The sequence below is a fragment of the Clostridium sp. Marseille-P2415 genome (assembly GCF_900155545.1).
Classification (GTDB): domain Bacteria; phylum Bacillota; class Clostridia; order Lachnospirales; family Lachnospiraceae; genus Lacrimispora.
Window position 1 is genome coordinate 4,049,439 of sequence record NZ_LT732526.1, and the last position, 18,409, is coordinate 4,067,847.

Annotated in this window: 11 protein-coding genes; 9 read left to right on the plus strand and 2 right to left on the minus strand. The window is 39.2% G+C overall.

Annotation, left to right across the window (positions count from 1 at the left end):
• The first annotated feature begins 146 nt into the window (after positions 1–146).
• From BQ9856_RS23515 to BQ9856_RS23535, 5 genes are all read left to right on the plus strand, one after another.
• The gene (locus BQ9856_RS23515; RefSeq protein WP_077613154.1) at positions 147–1,232 is read left to right on the plus strand and encodes an ABC transporter substrate-binding protein; all 1,086 of its coding nucleotides are present in this window, start codon (positions 147–149) and stop codon (positions 1,230–1,232) included.
• 156 nt (positions 1,233–1,388) lie between these two features.
• On the plus strand, positions 1,389–2,909 hold the full coding sequence (locus tag BQ9856_RS23520; protein ID WP_077613155.1) for a sugar ABC transporter ATP-binding protein: 1,521 nt from the start codon (positions 1,389–1,391) through the stop codon (positions 2,907–2,909).
• Positions 2,902–3,957, plus strand: a complete 1,056-nt coding sequence (locus BQ9856_RS23525; protein ID WP_077613156.1) for an ABC transporter permease — start codon at positions 2,902–2,904, stop codon at positions 3,955–3,957. Before BQ9856_RS23520 ends, BQ9856_RS23525 begins: the two co-directional genes overlap by 8 nt.
• Positions 3,958–4,971, plus strand: coding sequence for an ABC transporter permease subunit (locus tag BQ9856_RS23530; protein WP_077613157.1), 1,014 nt, complete (start codon positions 3,958–3,960; stop codon positions 4,969–4,971).
• A gap of 235 nt (positions 4,972–5,206) precedes the next feature.
• Positions 5,207–6,592, plus strand: a complete 1,386-nt coding sequence (locus tag BQ9856_RS23535) for an MATE family efflux transporter (protein ID WP_077613158.1) — start codon at positions 5,207–5,209, stop codon at positions 6,590–6,592.
• Between the two features lie 669 nt (positions 6,593–7,261).
• On the opposite strand, the gene BQ9856_RS23540 is transcribed toward BQ9856_RS23535, so the two are convergent.
• Both BQ9856_RS23540 and BQ9856_RS23545 read right to left on the minus strand, forming a co-directional pair.
• Entirely contained in the window at positions 7,262–8,602 is a 1,341-nt protein-coding gene (locus BQ9856_RS23540) for a glycoside hydrolase family 5 protein (RefSeq protein ID WP_077613159.1), read from the minus strand.
• A 23-nt stretch (positions 8,603–8,625) separates the two neighbouring features.
• Positions 8,626–9,714 (minus strand): sensor histidine kinase, encoded by a 1,089-nt coding sequence (locus BQ9856_RS23545; RefSeq protein ID WP_159442079.1) that lies wholly within the window; start codon positions 9,712–9,714, stop codon positions 8,626–8,628.
• Between the two features lie 511 nt (positions 9,715–10,225).
• Here BQ9856_RS23545 and BQ9856_RS23550 point away from each other — a divergent pair.
• From BQ9856_RS23550 to BQ9856_RS23565, 4 genes are all read left to right on the plus strand, one after another.
• On the plus strand, positions 10,226–11,500 hold the full coding sequence (locus tag BQ9856_RS23550) for an ABC transporter substrate-binding protein (protein ID WP_077613161.1): 1,275 nt from the start codon (positions 10,226–10,228) through the stop codon (positions 11,498–11,500).
• 848 nt (positions 11,501–12,348) lie between these two features.
• On the plus strand, positions 12,349–14,022 hold the full coding sequence (locus BQ9856_RS23555) for a MutS-related protein (RefSeq protein WP_077613162.1): 1,674 nt from the start codon (positions 12,349–12,351) through the stop codon (positions 14,020–14,022).
• A 328-nt stretch (positions 14,023–14,350) separates the two neighbouring features.
• A complete protein-coding gene (locus BQ9856_RS23560; RefSeq protein WP_077613163.1) occupies positions 14,351–15,703 on the plus strand; it encodes a radical SAM protein in 1,353 nt (450 codons plus the stop codon).
• A 976-nt stretch (positions 15,704–16,679) separates the two neighbouring features.
• Positions 16,680–18,323 (plus strand): ABC transporter ATP-binding protein, encoded by a 1,644-nt coding sequence (locus BQ9856_RS23565; RefSeq protein WP_077613164.1) that lies wholly within the window; start codon positions 16,680–16,682, stop codon positions 18,321–18,323.
• The last annotated feature ends 86 nt before the right edge of the window (positions 18,324–18,409 follow it).

Below are 18,409 nucleotides of genomic sequence, written 5' to 3' on the forward strand. Positions count from 1 at the left end.
AACTTTGTTTCGGAATATCCTTCAAAGACGTAAGAAACTCAACCGTTTACAAAAGATTTTGCATTGAGAAAAGAGTTGATAACCGATATGATACAGGTAGTTACTAAGGGAAGGAAACACGATATATCATTTTGGAGGGAACGGATATGAAGAAAAGATTATTTAGCATGATGACGGCTGCAGCCATGACCGCAGCCATGGTCTTGTCCGGCTGCAGCGGTTCTCAGACTGGGGCAACGACCGCAGCATTAGCCGGTTCCGAGGCGAAGACAGAGGCGGCTGCGGAAACCAAAGCAGGGGAAACAACGGCCGCTGCCAAGGCAGAGGAGAAAAAAGATCAGATCGTGGTAGGTTTTTCCCAGGTTGGAGCGGAATCCGACTGGAGAACTGCCAATACAGAATCCATGAAATCCACGTTCACGGAAGAAAACGGATATAAGCTGATATTCGATGATGCGCAGCAGAAACAGGAAAACCAGTTAAAAGCAGTCCGTAATTTTATCCAGCAGGATGTGGATTATATCGTGATCGCACCGGTTACGGAAACCGGCTGGGATACCGTATTACAGGAAGCAAAGGATGCCGAAATTCCGGTCATCATCGTTGACCGTATGATCAATGTTTCTGACGACTCTTTATATACTGCATGGGTTGGTTCCAACTTCCTGCAGGAAGGTTATGATGCAGTGGCATGGCTTGATGAGTACTTAAAGAAAAATAACCGTGCGGACGAAGACATCAACATCGTGACCCTGCAGGGTACCATCGGTTCCTCTGCCCAGATCGGACGTACAGACGGCGTAGAAGAAAAGATGAAAGACCATCCGAAGTGGAAGATGCTGGAGCGCCAGACCGGTGAGTTCACCCAGGCAAAGGGCCAGGAGGTAATGGAGTCCTTCTTAAAGACCTATGATGATATTGATGTCGTAATTGCAGAGAACGATAACATGGCCTTCGGAGCCATTGATGCCATCAAGGCGGCAGGAAAGACCTGCGGGCCAGATGGTGATATCGTCATCATTTCCTTTGATGCGGTTGCAGCCGCATTTGATTCCATGATCGCCGGGGATATGAATGTATCCGTGGAATGCAATCCGCTTCATGGCCCACGCGTAGCTGAGATCATTCAGAAGCTGGAAAAAGGCGAAAGCGTAGATAAGATCGCATATGTACAAGAGGGAGTATATCCGGCTGATACTGCAGCGGAAGAGAAGCCAAAGCGGGCGTATTGATCCATAAGGGCAGGCGGTGCCGGGAGAAGGATGGAAGTTTGATAAACAGGTGTAGGGTCATGGAGGACGGCAGTTTTAAGTCCTCCGCTCCACACCTTTTTTAATCCCTGAATATGCCGTAAAGGCAGAGGACGGGAGGAAAGGAAGGGATTTTTTATGCCCAATGAAATCGTATTAACCATGCGCAATATATCAAAAACGTTTCCCGGCGTGCGGGCCCTTGATCATGTGGATTTCACTTTGAGAAGCGGTGAGATCCATGCGCTGATGGGGGAAAACGGAGCGGGAAAATCAACGCTCATCAAGGTTCTGACCGGGGTGGAGGAGTTTGAAACCGGGGAGATAAACATTGCAGGGCTTAAGGGGAACATCATCAACCATTCTCCCCAGGAGGCCCAGGCCCATGGAATCAGTACCGTCTACCAGGAGGTCAATCTCTGTCCCAACTTATCCGTGGCGGAAAACTTATTCATCGGCAGAGAGCCCAGGCGGGCCGGCATGATCGACTGGAAAACCATGAATAAAAAGGCGAAAGGCTTACTGGAGAGCCTGGATATCCGCATAGACGTGACCAGAGCTCTGGAGGATTATTCCATCGCCCTGCAGCAGATGTTCGCCATCGCCAGAGCGGTGGATATGTCCGCAAGGGTTCTGATTCTTGACGAACCTACCTCTTCCCTGGATGACAATGAGGCGGAGAAGCTGTTTAAGCTGATGAACCGCCTCAAATCGGAAGGCGTGGGAATCATCTTTGTCACACATTTCCTGGAACAGGTATATGAGGTCTGTGATAAGATTACCGTTCTTAGAAACGGAGCCCTGGTGGGGGAATATGAAACCGAAAAACTGCCCAGAGTACAGCTGGTCGCCAAAATGATGGGGAAAGATTTTGATGATCTGGCGGCCATAAAGAAAAGCGGAGAGTCGAAGGAAAAGGCAGGGGAAGTGGTGATCGATGCACAGGGGATCGGAAAACAGGGGACCATAAAGCCCTATGATTTAAAGATCCATAAGGGGGAAGTGATCGGCCTTACGGGGCTTTTGGGCTCCGGCCGTTCGGAGCTTGCCAGGAGTCTGTACGGTGCGGATAAGCCGGATAGCGGGAAACTGAAAGTAAACGGCAGGGAGGTCTCCGTCAACACGCCCCTCGATGCCATGATGGCAGGTATGGCTTATCTTCCTGAGAACAGGAAGGAGGAGGGAATCGTTTCCGATCTTTCCGTGAGGGATAATCTGATCCTTGCCCTGCAGGCAAAAAGGGGAATGTTTCATCTGATCAGGAGAAAAGAGCAGGAGGAGCTTGCGGATCAATACATCAAGCTGTTACAGATAAAGACTGCCGGAATGGAAACCCCGGTCAAAAGCTTAAGCGGAGGGAACCAGCAGAAGGTGATTTTAGGCAGATGGCTTCTCACGGATCCGGACTTTCTCATATTGGATGAGCCGACCCGGGGGATCGATGTCGGGAACAAAACAGAGATTCAAAAGCTGGTGGTAAAGCTGGCAGAGGATGGCAAGGCGGTAATGTTCATTTCTTCGGAAGTGGAGGAAATGCTTCGTACCTGCAGCCGTATGGCTGTGCTCCGGGATGGGCAGAAGGTGGGAGAGCTGGAAGAAGATGAACTTGACCAAAACAATATCATGAAGGCAATCGCAGGAGGTACGGGAGATGAATAAGATGACAGTGTTTGTGAAAAAGCTGACAGGATACCGTTTGTTCCTGCCTCTGTTCTGCCTGGTCCTGGTGCTTCTGTCTAACCTTATAAAAACGCCTGCCTTTTTCGAAGTGACCATAAAAAACGGTGTTCTGTACGGATACATCATTGATGTGATCAACCGGGCCAGTGACCTGGTGATCCTGGCCGTGGGAATGACCATGGTGGTGGCGGCTTCCGGAGGTACGGATATTTCCGTGGGAGCGGTCATGTCCGTAGCAGGAGCCGTGTGCTGCTACATTCTGGCAGGCGGCCAGCAGACGGTCAATGAATTTCAGAATCCCTACCTGCTGGGCGTCATGGCTGCGCTTGCAGCCGGCATTTTATGCGGCGGATTTAATGGATTTCTGGTGGCAAAAATGAAGATCCAGCCTATGGTGGCCACCCTGATCTTATTTACGGCCGGGCGTGGCATTGCACAGCTGATCACCAGGGGGCAGATCACCTACATCCGTGTGGAATCCTATAAAATGCTGGGAGCTAGCATTCCGGGAATTCCCGTTCCGACCCCTGTTTTCGTGGCATTGATCGTGGTGATTCTGACCTATGTGCTGTTAAAAAAGACCGCTTTAGGGCTTTATATCCAGACAGTGGGGATCAACTCCAGGGCTTCCAGGCTCATGGGAATCAAGTCATCCATGATCATATTTCTTTCCTATGTATTCTGCGGCTTATGCGCCGGCGTATCCGGCCTGGTGGCTTCTTCAAGGATCTATTCGGCAGATGCCAATAACATCGGGCTCAATCTGGAACTGGATGCCATCCTTGCGGTAGCTCTGGGAGGAAACAGTCTGGGAGGCGGTAAATTTTCCCTGTTAGGAAGCGTCATCGGTGCTTATACCATACAGGCCCTCAGCACCACCCTGTACGCCATGGGCGTTTCTCCGGACCAGATTCCGGTTTATAAAGCAGTGGTCGTGGTCGTTATCGTAGCTTTGCAGTCAGCGGAAGGAAAGCGGATGGTAAAAAGGTTCCAGGCGGCTCATAAAGCCGGAAAGAAGGTGGCATAAATGAAAAATAAAAGAAAGATTGATGGAAAGATATTTCTGCTTATTATTACCATCGCCCTCTTTGCGGCAATGTACATTGCCGGGATCATTATTTTCAAGAGCAAGGGCTTTGCCAAGCCCCAGGTATTTTTAAACCTCTTTATTTCCAATGCCGGCCTGATCGTCATAGCCGCCGGCATGACAATGGTCATGATCACAGGGGGCATTGACATTTCAGTGGGCTCTGTGGTGGCCCTTACCTGTATGATGCTGGCATGGATGATGGAAATAAAAGGAATCGGAGCGGTTCCGGCCCTTTTGATCGTTCTGGTCATGGGCCTCGTCTTTGGCCTGGCCCAGGGTTTTTTAATTGCCTATTTAAAAATACAGCCCTTTATCGTGACACTGGCCGGCATGTTTTTTGCCAGAGGCATGACGGCCATCATCAGCCAGGAAATGATAAGCGTAAAGAATGAACTGTTCCTAAAGTGGGCAAAGAGTAAAATCAACTTAACCTTTCTGGGCGGAACTGTAAACAAAAAGGGAGTGGTGAACTATCCGTTTATCTACCCCAGCGTAATCATCGCACTGGCAGTGCTGATCCTGGTATTTGTAGTATTGAAATATACAAAATTCGGACGGACGATTTATGCAGTAGGCGGAAATGAGCAGTCCGCGCTGATGATGGGACTGAATGTAAAACGCACCAAGCTTCTGGTGTATATCATAAATGGTTTTTTATGTGCGCTGGGCGGGTTTTTATTCTGCTTAAATACCTGCGCGGGCTTTGTGGAGCAGGCAAAGGGCTTTGAGATGGAGGCCATCGCATCTGCGGTCATCGGAGGGACGCTGTTAACCGGAGGTGTGGGAAATGTATTCGGAAGCCTGTTTGGAGTTTTGATAAAAGGAACCATAGAAACCTTCATCACCTTTCAGGGGACCTTATCCTCCTGGTGGACGAAAATCACCATTGCGGCGCTGCTGGCATTTTTTATCATTTTGCAGAGCCTGTTTGCCAAGGCAAAGGAGAAGTAAGATCCGGCTGAGAATAACATGGGTAGTATGGGGCTGCTGCCTGGGCATTGCCACCAGCAGAATAAAGGGATAGGCTTTTCTTTTATGAAAAAAACAGGTAAAATAGCCGGATTCTGTTGACACAAACCGTCATTCCATATAAAGTTATGATACGGAAAAAAGAAAAGGCTGCATAAGGCAGCAAATGGATATTGCGGAGGTATAACAGAAAAGTACGCTTTTACTGGAAGAGTTTATGAAAAAGTTTATTGGAAACAAGGCATTTTACAAGATGGTACTGACAATCGCCATCCCCATTATGATTCAAAACGGCATTACCAATTTTGTCAGCCTGCTGGATAATATTATGGTGGGCATGGTGGGAACGGAGCAGATGTCCGGCGTAGCCATTGTAAACCAGCTGATGTTTGTCTTTAATATCAGCATTTTTGGAATCATATCCGGAGCAGGTATTTTCGGCGCCCAGTTCTTCGGATGCGGCAGGCATGACGGGGTCCGGCATACCTTCCGGTTTAAGATCATCTGCTGCGGGATTCTGACTGCTGCAGCTGCGGCAGTGTTTTTCTTTTGCGGAGAAAGCCTGATCGCCATGTATCTCCATGGGGAAGGAAATGACGCAGAGCTTTCCTTAGCACTGATACAAGGAAGACGGTACATGCTGGTCATGCTTCTTGGAATGCTGCCCTTTGGAGTGGAGCAGGCTTATACCAGCACGCTGAGGGAGTGCGGAGAAACCGTGATCCCTATGAAGGCCGGAATTGCGGCGGTACTGGTAAACCTTGTGCTCAATTACATACTGATATTCGGGAAATTTGGTGTTCCGGCTCTGGGCGTGGTGGGAGCCGGAGCTGCGACCGTGACGGCCAGATTTATTGAGACTGCCATTGTAATATTCTGGACCCATGGAAATAAAAGGAAGAATCCATTTATTGTGGGCGCTTATAAGAGTTTTCACATACCGGCCGGCCTTGTGGGCCGGATATTCATTAAGGGAACCCCTCTCATGATAAATGAGGCTCTGTGGGCCGGCGGAATGGCTACCCTGATGCAGTGTTATTCTGTGAGAGGCCTGGCTGCGGTTGCGGGGCTTAATATATCCTCAACCATAGGAAATGTGTTTAATGTGGTTTATATGGCGCTTGGAAGCGCAGTTTCCATTATCGTGGGTCAGCTTCTGGGAGCAGGGAAGATGGAGGAAGCCAGGGATACGGATAACAAGCTGATAGCGTTTTCCGTTGGCTCCTGTGTGCTGATCGGCGGGCTTTTGGCCCTTATGGCTCCGCTTTTCCCGATGATCTACAACACCACCGATGAGGTCAAGGGCCTGGCGGTACGGTTTATCCGTATTCTGGCTTTATATATGCCAATGAACGCTTTTATGCACGTATCTTATTTTACATTACGCTCCGGAGGAAAGACCATCGTCACCTTTCTGTTTGACAGCGTGTTCATGTGGGTGGCCAGCATTCCGGTCGCTTTTGTTCTCAGCCGGTTTACAATGATTCCCATTGTACCATTATATTTTTTGTGCCAGATGGTAGAAATCATTAAATGCATCGTCGGCTTTGTGCTGGTGAAAAAGGGAGTCTGGATACAGAATATTGTATTGGGGCAGGAATAGATATCCTTTCCTTGTGGAATTAATCGCATTGCTAACTTACATAGGAAAAAAATAGCCTACCCTGCTGCCAACAGGATAGGCGTGCTCATGACTACATGAGCATTTGGTCAATCTTGGAAGCTTCCACCTTGTGTGGCGGTTGCTCTTTTTATAATTCTACAATACCATTACTACTTTCTTCTGTCAACAGAAAGTTATACTTTCATGTGCATTTTCCGGTTTTTAATGCTGTTTTATTACTTCATCGTGGAACTAAAGTGGAATTATTGAAGCAAAGGGAAAAAATCGATATACAAGATGGTATCTAAATGGAAAATCACCAGTCTGCCTTAGAAAATAAAGGCCCGGTTTGACAGAACTCAAGGAAGTTAATGAGAAATCCTTTCGGTAAAACACCTTGCATTTTAAGTTTATTTATGCTAATATATATGCAGTTAGCCAACACTAACTACATGTGAATATTCTATACATCAGACTAACCCTCTGAAATACTCCTTCATTACCTATGAAGGATCATGACTCCTATGAAAGGGCTGTCCCTGTTACCGCATGACAGGGACAGCCTTTTTCGTGGTGCGCTATGCATGTTTCTGTTTTTTTGTGCCACATGGGATAATTATCCCATGGGACGATGCCAGGTATATCTTTGCATTTAAAAAATCAAGACCTTTATAATCTGGTCATCCTTTTCAGCAAATCGGCATATTCAGGATAATGCTCGCAGTTTTCAAACAAAAAGGAATCCGGTAGCCTTAATAATTCTTCAGAAGTATATTCCTTAAGAAGAGGTTCCAGGATACATTCTGACTGAAAGCGGTATAAAATTCCCCGTTGTCTGAACTGCATATGGTAACGCAGCTCTTTTGATGCATTCTGAAATTCCGGAAATCCGCTGATATATTCCATGATCGCATCGGCCTGCTCCATCTCCTTATAGTGGGTCCAGTTCTTATGAATTTTTTCGACGAATTTCATCCAGGAAGAGGAGGACTTCGGATAAACCATTCCCATAAACCGGGCATCTTTATAACTCCACAAGGTCCATGATATGTCTGCCTGATTAAACAATTCCAGCGTATCTTCCAGCAGAGCTTTTGTATGGGCAATATTATTTTTATCAATATCATATCCTGCTTCACCGCATAGAACCGGGCGTCCGAATTTCTCACGAATCGAAGAAATATGATTAAGTATCTCTTTCAATTTAGCGTACCGCACATTCCTGTCATATGCTGTACCGGATAATTCCGGTTCCCATACGGCAGGGTAGTAGTGGAAGGTCAGGGCGGTATTCTCATCATATATTTCATGAATGCAGTCAAATTGCATTGCAAAATGGTCACCTTCCAGAAATATGATATGATTCTGGTCTTTTAAGCGGATTGCCTTTGTCACATCACGGTAAAACTCCGTCAGTATATCCGGCGCATTTATAAGGTAAGGCTCATTTAAAATATCATAACCCAGCAGATATTCCCGGTCAGCATAATGTCTGGCAATATAGTTCCAGAGAAAAGCGATCTGATCGCGGAAAACCTTATAATGCCAAAACTGAGGGATCCCGGTATTGTTATCTGAATGCCAGTCCGGATTCTGTCCCCCAGGTACGGTATGTAAAACAGGCAATAAATAAATCTGGTATTTTTCACAAAGATCCATTAAATAATCAAAATATTCAATACCGCCGGATTTGTAGCCGTAAGGATCTTCATCATTGATGAATAAGCGGTAATTAAATGGTACTCTCACCACATTCACGCCGCATTCTTTCAAAAATTCAAAATCCGTTTCCGTCACAAATTTTTTGATAAAAGTATCAAAAAACTGGTGGGATGTTTCTTCTCCGAACTGATTCATAACGGCAGCTCTGATCTGGTTATCCGGGGTGGGAATGCCTAACATGAAATGTTCCAGATTCAGCCAGCTGCCGATTCCAACTCCCCGAAATTGAATGGGTTCCCCATTTTTAATGAATTGAGTCTGTGATACGGTGACAAATTTGCTGCTCATAAGGTACCTCCTCCATATAAATGCTATTGTTTATGAATTTGCGGCAGTAATATCTTAACGGTTGTTCCTGCATCCTTTTTGCTTTCGATATCAATATGTCCTTCGTGGGCTTCAATAATTTTGTAGGTCAGTGACAATCCGATCCCCCAATGTGTCTTAATCGGATAGCTGGAATAGAATGGAGTAAATATTTTGGAAAGTTCATCCCCGGCAATCCCTTTTCCCGTATCAGTTATCCGGATACATATCCAGCTGTTGATGACGGACAAAGATATAGTAAGCGTTTTGCGGGGGGCTGGCAGCGGGTCCATTGCCTCCAATGCGTTGGACACAACATTATATAATGCCTGATAAAAATAGGTTTCATCAAGAAGTGCATGAATGCCTTCCTCTGAACTGCTGTAATACACAGTATATCCATGGAGTTCATATGAAAAATTATCTATCATCCTTTTCAGCAGCGCATCGATATTTACTTCTTTTAAAGTTAATGCAGATGCTTTGCTGTTTCTGTACAGGAAATCCAACCGTTCATACAGATATTTGCAGCGTTTTTCTATATTTTGAAAAGCTTCTTTCTGTTCCTCTGCGGCATCTATCATCTCTATTTCAGACTGGATCGCCAGGACTTCGTTCTTTACATAGTGGCAGAATGCCTTTGATGTAGTATCTGCCGCAGAAATCTGTTTTGATATTGTAAAGCTTTCGTCTTCTAATTGGGATGTAATTTTGCTTGTCCGGTAGATGCAGAAGCAAATCAGTATAAAAGAAAGCAGCAGATAATATGGAAATAACATGGTGAACCGTTTATCGCTTATCATAGGTGCCGTGATGTAAGAGGTAAGCCCTGCTATTTTGGATACCTTTACCAGAGTGACGGGATAATAGCCAAATATCAATAAAAATGAAATCATGATAAGCGCATGGCACAATCCGGTTCTTGCCGCAGAGATTTTAAATATGCGGATCGGAGACGCTTTTTTGTAATTCACCCAGAAAAGCCAAAGGCCGGCTAATATGATCCCGCCGTTGATTGTCACCGTAGCAATGTGCAGGATCTTCTGAACAGACGAAAATTGCCGGTAATTCAACAGGAAAGGATATGTGTGCAAATATAAAATTTCATAAATCTTTGGGTCATATAAAATAAGTTCCCCTGTTAAAATACCCAGTATAATATGAGAGTATCTTTTTGTATGATTATAATGAGTGTATGTAAATGCAAACTGGATGCTGCAAAATACAGCAGCGAGAGTAAAAAAATTAAGCAAACGTATCAATACGTCCAGCGGAACAGAAATAAACATCATTTTGTTCCAAATAGGCAGAGGGATTGAAAACAAATCATCAATCGTGTTATAATAATAGGAATCTTTTGAGATATAGAGCGTAAAAGCAATCAATGCCATTGTGTAACAGGCCATTATCAGAATGCTGTAACGCATCGCGTGATTTTTCCGTTCCTTGTATAATAAAAAAAATGAGACAATGATAAAAATAAATATATAATAAAACATAGTTTGGCCTTCTCGTTATATTGTAATTGGTTTTTGTTTCATTATTGCATGATAAAAAAGAAGTGGCAAGTGTGATTTTTTTTCCACCCCGCCAGAAGGATTTAAGATGAAAAAACAGATAAACTGCATGCTGCGGTTCAAACTTATATTGGCATTCGCCATCCTTGCTGTTTCAGGATGTACAAAATTTGCAGAAAACATCGGTACAAGTGCAGCTTATACAAGTACGCCGCAGACCCTGACCTATTGTACATGGGAGGATGAAGAAGGCTATGCAGAAAAACTGGCAGATGCCTTTGAAGCTGAGAATCCGGGCATTACTGTGAATATTAAATACATTTCCGCTGCACTTACAGCGAAAGAAATATCCGGTCTGCTGGATAAAGAAGACATAGATATTATCGGGCTCAAAAATATCAACGATGTCCTTTATTTGGCAAAAAACTATAAGATTACAAAGATCACCGGCCATATTGCATCCAGCGGAATTGACGGTTCCCATTATGGTAATATGTACAATGATGTTTCTATTGACGGAGAATACTATTGCCTGCCGACAAGAAAAACAAGCTGGGTATTGGCCTATAATAAAGATATATTTAAAAAAGAGGGACTCAACGGTCCGGGCCAGATGACATGGGATGAATATGCTTCACTGGCAAAACAATTGACAAAAGGCAGCGGAGAGGATAAACAATGGGGCGGATATTTTGTTAACTGGTTTTATGATTTCATGGGAATTCAGGAGAAAAATTATCTCTATGACGATGACCTCACCTATGTGCAAAAATCCCTGGAGTTTATGAACCGGATTTATAATGAAGATAAGTCCCATATGGCTCCAAAAGAGATGGAACAGGAATCGTGGCTGGAAGCATTTGAGAGTGGAAATATCGCAATGATGCCTCAGGGAGAATGGTTCGTGGGAATGATACTTGAGGACGAAAAAAATGGTAAAACAGATGTAGACTGGGATATTGCGCCTATGCCGGTTTTAGAAAATCAGAAAACCGGGACTACCTGGGGATTATATCAGCTGGCTTCTATTTCTGCAAAGTGCGGCAGAACGGATATCGCCTTTGAATTTCTGAAATTTCTATGCGGGGAAAAAGGTGCAGAATTGTATGCATCAAACGGAATGATTCCGGCCTATACCGATACGGAGATACAGAATACCTATCGGAGTGCCATTGGAAACCATAATGCCGATGCTTTCTTTCATACCTATCAGATTCAGGAAAAACCTGCCTATGAGGGGTATGCTGATTTAGAGGATATGCTGGAAAAAGAAGCGATCCTCTATTTGAACGGGAAACAGTCCATTGAAATAACCATGCAGAATTTTAAGAAAGCAAGAGAAGAATATTATGCGAAAAAATAGCTGGCTTACAGAGGGTATAAATTATATCATCCATAGTAACACTATCCAGTAAACTTACATTACCATTATAATGTCCTGACATGTCTGAATCCCTTGGTAGAAAACATAAGTTGTTCCTTAAAGTAATTCAATTCCTGTTCATGATCATGGGATAGTCCAAAAAGAAACTTAAGACTCGCTGCATAATATTTCAGTATTTCCGGTTCTAATTCTTCTAAGGCCTCGAAGTCTGCATTTTCGCATAAGCGTCTACTTTAATTTCTTTCACATTTTCCTCAAATTCATAATCAGAATTGTAAGTGCTTCAAAGCACTTACATTCAAAGGAACTGCTCCAGAAGTGTCGTCTAGTTCAGAAACATAAAAAATGCTTCAAAAAATAGGTTTCTATAATCATAGCAGATAAAGCTCGGGATTTACGACGCCTTTTTTGAAGCAGTTACGTATTTTTCTGCCTGATTTTACCTTTGCCAGGGTGTAAAATGCAAATTTTGGCACTCAACGTGTATAATTTTGGCACTTGGGTTGAAAAGTCTCCATATTGGGTATATGTTGAAATAGGCTAGAAAATATACATACCCATTGAGGATTTACCAAAAAGGAAGAAGTAATCTGCTTTAAGGTGATGGACTGTTTGGAAAAAATGTTCAGTTGAATCAGGCTTATGGGAAAGGAATCGTTTAGGTCTGCAATGTTGATACTATTATTTGACTATAAGTCTAAAACGTTTATATACATAGAAGATGAAAGTACTATTATTCATTTTGGATAATATGAAGCTAGTATTAGTAATACAAATTGAAAATTATTTTATGGATAATTAGGCTAAAATCAAGGGGTGATGAAAATATGCAAATAATTATTATATTGTTTTTGATTACATTTATGATTCTTTTTTTGATCATTGAAAGAAATTTTAAATTAAAAAGAATACAAAACAATAAGGATGAGATAGCAAAGTCGTTTGGTAAAAAAACTGAAAATCAGTCTTTTGAAAGAGAATTGATTGAGAGATTTTGGGAGGTTGAATCAGCAAAGTTATCTGAGAATGATCGGATTGATGATATTACTTGGTATGATCTAGAAATGGACCAGGTTTATTGTATGATAAATAATTGCAAATCGTTTGCAGGGGACCAGATATTATATTCAGTTTTACACAAGATTGAAAATAGTGGGAATGATTATGTGGCATTTCAAAGAAAAATTGATTATTTTGAATCGGAGGTAATTGATAGGAATGAAATATGGTATATAATTTCTGGGATGGGAAAGAATCGAGACAGTTATTATCTTTCTGTTTTTATAAAAAATTTTGAAGCGTTTAGGATACCTCATATAGAATATTATCATTTTATGAGAATATTTTTACTATTATCTTTTATACCAGCCATAGTATTCATGAATTATATATTTCTTTTATTCCCATTCTTTGTGGCTTTAACAAATATAGTTATTTATGCTTTCCAAAAAAATAGATATGAATCATATTTGAATATGCTTAGTAGTGTTCTAAAAATTTTGATTGCTGCTAAACGAATTGTGGATTCTCCAACTTTAAAATATGAAAAAAAATTTGATGATTTAGGTAACAAAATAGCCAAATTCCGCCGGCTATTCTTCAAAATTAGTAAGTTGCAGCATCGTTCTCCATCTAATTTGTCTGGAGATGCAATGACATTATTTGAATCTATGACTTTTGGTATTACATTATGGGATTTGATTCAATACGATAAAGTGATATGCCAATTAATAGGATATCAGAAAGAGTTAATGGCATTATATACAGTAATTGGTGAGATAGATTCAGCAATTTCAGTTGCTTCATTTAGAAATACACTTCCATTTTATTGTACTCCAATATTCAGTAAATGTAATGAGATTATAGCAGAAGATATTTTTCATCCGCTAGTAGAAAAGCCAATTTATAATTCCATAGTAATAAAAAAAGGTTGTATAATTACAGGATCAAATGCTTCTGGGAAATCTACATTTATAAAGGGTTTGGCAATCAATGCATTGTTAGCACAAAGCATTCATACCTGTTTTGCCAAAAAGCTTGTAATGCCTTTTTCTACTATTATTACTTCGATGGCTGTTCGTGATGAAGTTACAACAGGAGAAAGTTACTATATTAAAGAGATTAAATATATAAAGAGAATTATTCATGCATTAAATGAAGAAAAATTAGTTCTCTGTATCATTGATGAAATTTTGCGAGGGACAAATACAGAAGAGCGAATTGCTGCATCAGTTGCGATTTTGAAATATTTATATGGAAAAAATTGTATTACCGTGGTTGCTACACATGATATAGAATTAACGGAAATGATGAAAAAATATTATGAGAACTTTCATTTTACGGAACATATAAATGATAAAAAAATATTATTTGAATATAAGATTCATCAGGGACCTGCTATTTCACGAAATGCTATTAAATTATTAGAGTACATGGAATTTCCGAAAGAAATAACAGAAGAGGCTGTGAAAATATTCTTAAGTGATAATAAGATAGTTTAAGTGTGCTTACCTATGAGGGTTTTATATACATTTAAAAGGAGGATGTAATATGGAAACACCTATTATTGTTAATGGTTGGGAATGTTTGGCTTGTGCAGCTTGTATCGTGTGTATGTTATCTCCACAGGCAATTGAACACTCGTTTGCAGTTTCAGGAACAGATTAAAAGAATTACAAAAATTAATTTAGTATGTAACTTATTAATGGCTACTTAGTAAATTTATTTAAAACCTAAGTAGGTAAGCCTTCGTTTTGAGTTAAATCAGTTGTATTTAAAGAAAGGAGAAAACGACAAAATATAATTTTAGAATATGTCGTAAAGGAAAATATGGAAAATAAATACTTATATATTAACCAAAATGTTGAATTAGAATACCAGCCAGATCATATGATTCTTTTAAAAGTTAAAGGTGTAGATAATAAATTTGGAAATGGTAAGTATATGATTAATCAAATCGGAGCTGAAATTTTACAGTTAATTGACGGTACTAGAACATATAGAGAAATTGTTGAATATCTTTCAGTAAAGTATAGTGAGGATAGTTCCTCTATAGAGAAGAAGATAGATCCTTTTTTTTCGAGAATGAAAGACAAGTATAAATTAGAAATATTAGAAGGTGAAAAAACAAGCAGAATAATCGAGGTTAAACATAATATCAATAATTATCCACGAGTTGCTACCATAGAACTTACTAACGCCTGTAATCTAAAATGCATACATTGTTATGGATCCTTTGGTGAAGAAAATATAATTATGCCCCTTGATAGCGTATATAAACTATTGAGTGAATTAAACGAAATGGGTGTAGTAGTTATAGAATTGACTGGAGGAGAAATCACAATGCATCCAAATCTAAATAAAATTATTAAATATGCTTTATCATTGGATTTCAACAGAATATCTATGTTGACAAATGGGGTTTCTTTACAACCGGATACCTTAGATTTGATTATAGAAAATAAAAATAGGATATATGTACAAATTGATTTTCAAAGTTTTGAGGATAAATATCTAGAATGGTTTACAAAGAAAAAAAATACTTTGGAGAAAATTACAAATAATATAAAAACTTTAGCTGCTAATGAGGTTCCCATGCGAATTGCGACTATGGTGACTCGTAAAAATTTGAGTGAATTGGAAAAGATAGCAGATTGGATTCACGAACTTGGCATTAAAAAATGGGGATTAGGACTAGTGATGGCTCTTGGGCGTGCTAAGGAACGTGATTCAGACTTATTATTCGCTGACGAAGAAAATCCAAAGTTTGTCGATATTATAAATAAAACTGATAAAAAGTATCCGGGTTTAATTTCATACATAGATGATGCTCGGACTAATAGAACTAATTGCGGAGCCATAAGTTCACACATTGTAATATCCTGTGATGGAAGAACAAAAATATGCGCAATGGACACGGGTAATTATTTTACTAGCGGAATTGGAAATGCTCTAGTAACAAATCTTAAAACATTATACAGAGATAATAAAGAGTTTGTACATGGTTTTGGTCAAATTAAAGCACCTAGTTATGATTCTGAATTATGTAAAGAATGTAAAAATAAATATTTTTGTCATGGTTGTCTTTTAAGGGGGATGTTAAGTGCTAAAGAAATTAAAGAAGAGTGTAGATGGTATGCAGAAGCGGTAGATAAAAAAATCAAGTTTAAGTTAGGCGTATAAGCAGTTAATGAAAATATTAAGAATTAAAGAAGATGGCTGTGGATGAAAATGATATTTATAGGCTATATTAAAGGGGCCGGAATATAAGAGGTTCAGTGAAGAATGAATTCTATGGTTGTTGGCATCCTTTATGACTGAGGGAACGCTGAATTTCAAATACTTCCAGAGTTTCAGTTGATTCTTGAAATCGTTACTACAATACGCGTGAAATATCTGGATATCTTTCAAATTTCCTTTTACGGATTGAAATGCCTGTTTAACAAGAACACATATGTAGTTCAAGCTAATGCCGACTCTGACATATGTTAAATCACTTACAACAACATTTCTACATGGTTATATTGCGGCTCTCTTTAAAAGTATCGACTATATTTGTTGCTAGTTCAGATTCATCTAGTTTTGCTTTTGCTTCATAGTAATAGGTACTTCTTTGGGGTTGTGGGACTTTACACATTGCTGACACAGAGTATTAGTGGACATTCTCATTGATCACATTTACTTTTGTTCTAAGATCAGCGTTGCTTGTTTAAAATATCGTTCTCCAGCTTAAGCTGCTGGTTCTCCATGCGAAGCCTGTTCAGTTCGGCATCTTCGGCAGAACGGTTATCTTTTTCCTTAAAGAAACCACTATTATTTGTCTGGGCAATCCATTAATCAAGGAGTAACTTGCAATATTATATTCTCTGATGATATCACATTTTCTTTTGCCTCCTCGATAGATTTGTTATTTTAATTCAGATGTAAATATATGACGTGGCCTTGGGTTTTTTTGAGACATAGGCATCATCCTTTATTTATTAATACTATCATATATACCCTTAGAATTCCTGTCTAGATTATTGTAGCTGATCCAATATTTCAGACTGTATTATTAAACTATAGAAAGAAAAATCGGTAAATAAAGTAGCTTGTAATGTTAGCTCGAATTTAAATTAAAAAAATCAGTATTAGCAGAACAAAGGTTGGAGTTGATATTATGAAAGAGTTAATCCGTTTAAAAAGTGTATTAAACCTTTCCTTCAGAAAGTATATTTTCCGTTATATTAAATGTTTTATATTTATGTTTGGTTATACCATAACGTCGGTTATTTTTCCTGGCCTAGTTAGTTTGGTAATGGACAAGGGAGTTATGGTAGGAGATTACCATGCTACGATTAAATATATCAGTATGTTTTTGGGGATTGGAATAATGATGACTTTTTTTCAATATATAGAAAAAATGAGTTTTTTTAAGCTCTCCCAAGATATATTACTTTATATTAAAATTGTAGTATTTCGTAAAATTATGGATACAAATCTAGTGTTTTGGAATAACCATAAAATCGGAGATGTAATGTCAGTGATTGAGAGTGATATTTCTAAAGTAGAATCTTTGCTGACTACGAAATTTTGTGATGCCTTAATGAATATATTTGTGGTTTTTGGTATGAGCTCTTTCTTGGTTTATCTTAATATTGAAATTGGTGGACTTCTTATTGCTGTAGCGGTTCTTTTTGTAGCATTTCAACGAAAATTAGGTGGAAAAATAAAAACTAATATGGAGGTCTTACGAGAGTCATTAGGAAGTAATTCCTCTCTTATTAATGAAATATTAAATAATATTCAAAATATTCAAATTATTGGGTTTATAGAGCCATTTATAAAGAAGTTTAAAGTTAGTATTGATAATGTAAAGAATTATAATATCAAGAATATGAATATAGTCTCAATATCAATGGGAGTTTCAAATTTATATGTGGTATTTTCTATGCTTATTGTACTTTCTTTTGGTTCAATAGCTCATTTTAGAGGACGTTTAACATTAGGTACAATATTAACATTAATATTATATGCACAAAGATTATATTCACCGATTAACAGTATATGTAATACATTTATTTCTATAAAAAATATTTCTCCCAGTATTTCAAAAATATTGGATATATTGGAAAATGAAAATAAAATTCAAGGTGGAGACTTTTATCCAACTACAAATATTCAAGGAAAATTGGAATTTAAAGAAATATTTTTTAAGTATGAATTAAATCCAGGTTATGTTTTTATGAATTTTAATTTAAAAATAAATCCAGGAGAAATTATTGGTATAGTTGGAAAAAATGGAAGCGGAAAATCAACAATTATTAGGTTGTTAGCGGGTCTATGTACTCCGGAATGCGGTAATATTACTATTGATGGAATAGATTTAAAGAAATATGATTTGGAATATTTAAGAAGCCAAATAGGCTATGTCTTACAAAGGAATTATCTAGTCAGCGGAAAATTAATAGATATATTAAGATTTGGTGTGGAGAATGTATATATTGATATAAAAAACGAATTGATTCAATCTTTCGAACTTGATATTAGTAAATTTAGTGGTGGTTGGGATACCTATATTAATGAAAAAAGCATGAATATTTCAGGGGGTGAGATGCAAAAAATATCTTTAATAAGAATGTTCTCTTCCCCAAAACATATGTATATTCTTGATGAGCCGACTTCATTTATGGATACTGAAAGTGAAAAGAAAATATGTAATGAAATGAAGAAATTGCTTTATAATAAAACGACAATTATAATAACTCATCGCCCACAAATACTTCATATTTGTAATAGAATAATTGATTTAGATGCATTATAATTAAGTTAGAAATATAAGTTTAAAAATATTAAGATTTCTTCAAATATATATAGAGAGATAAGGTTTAATAATAACTGACATGATTT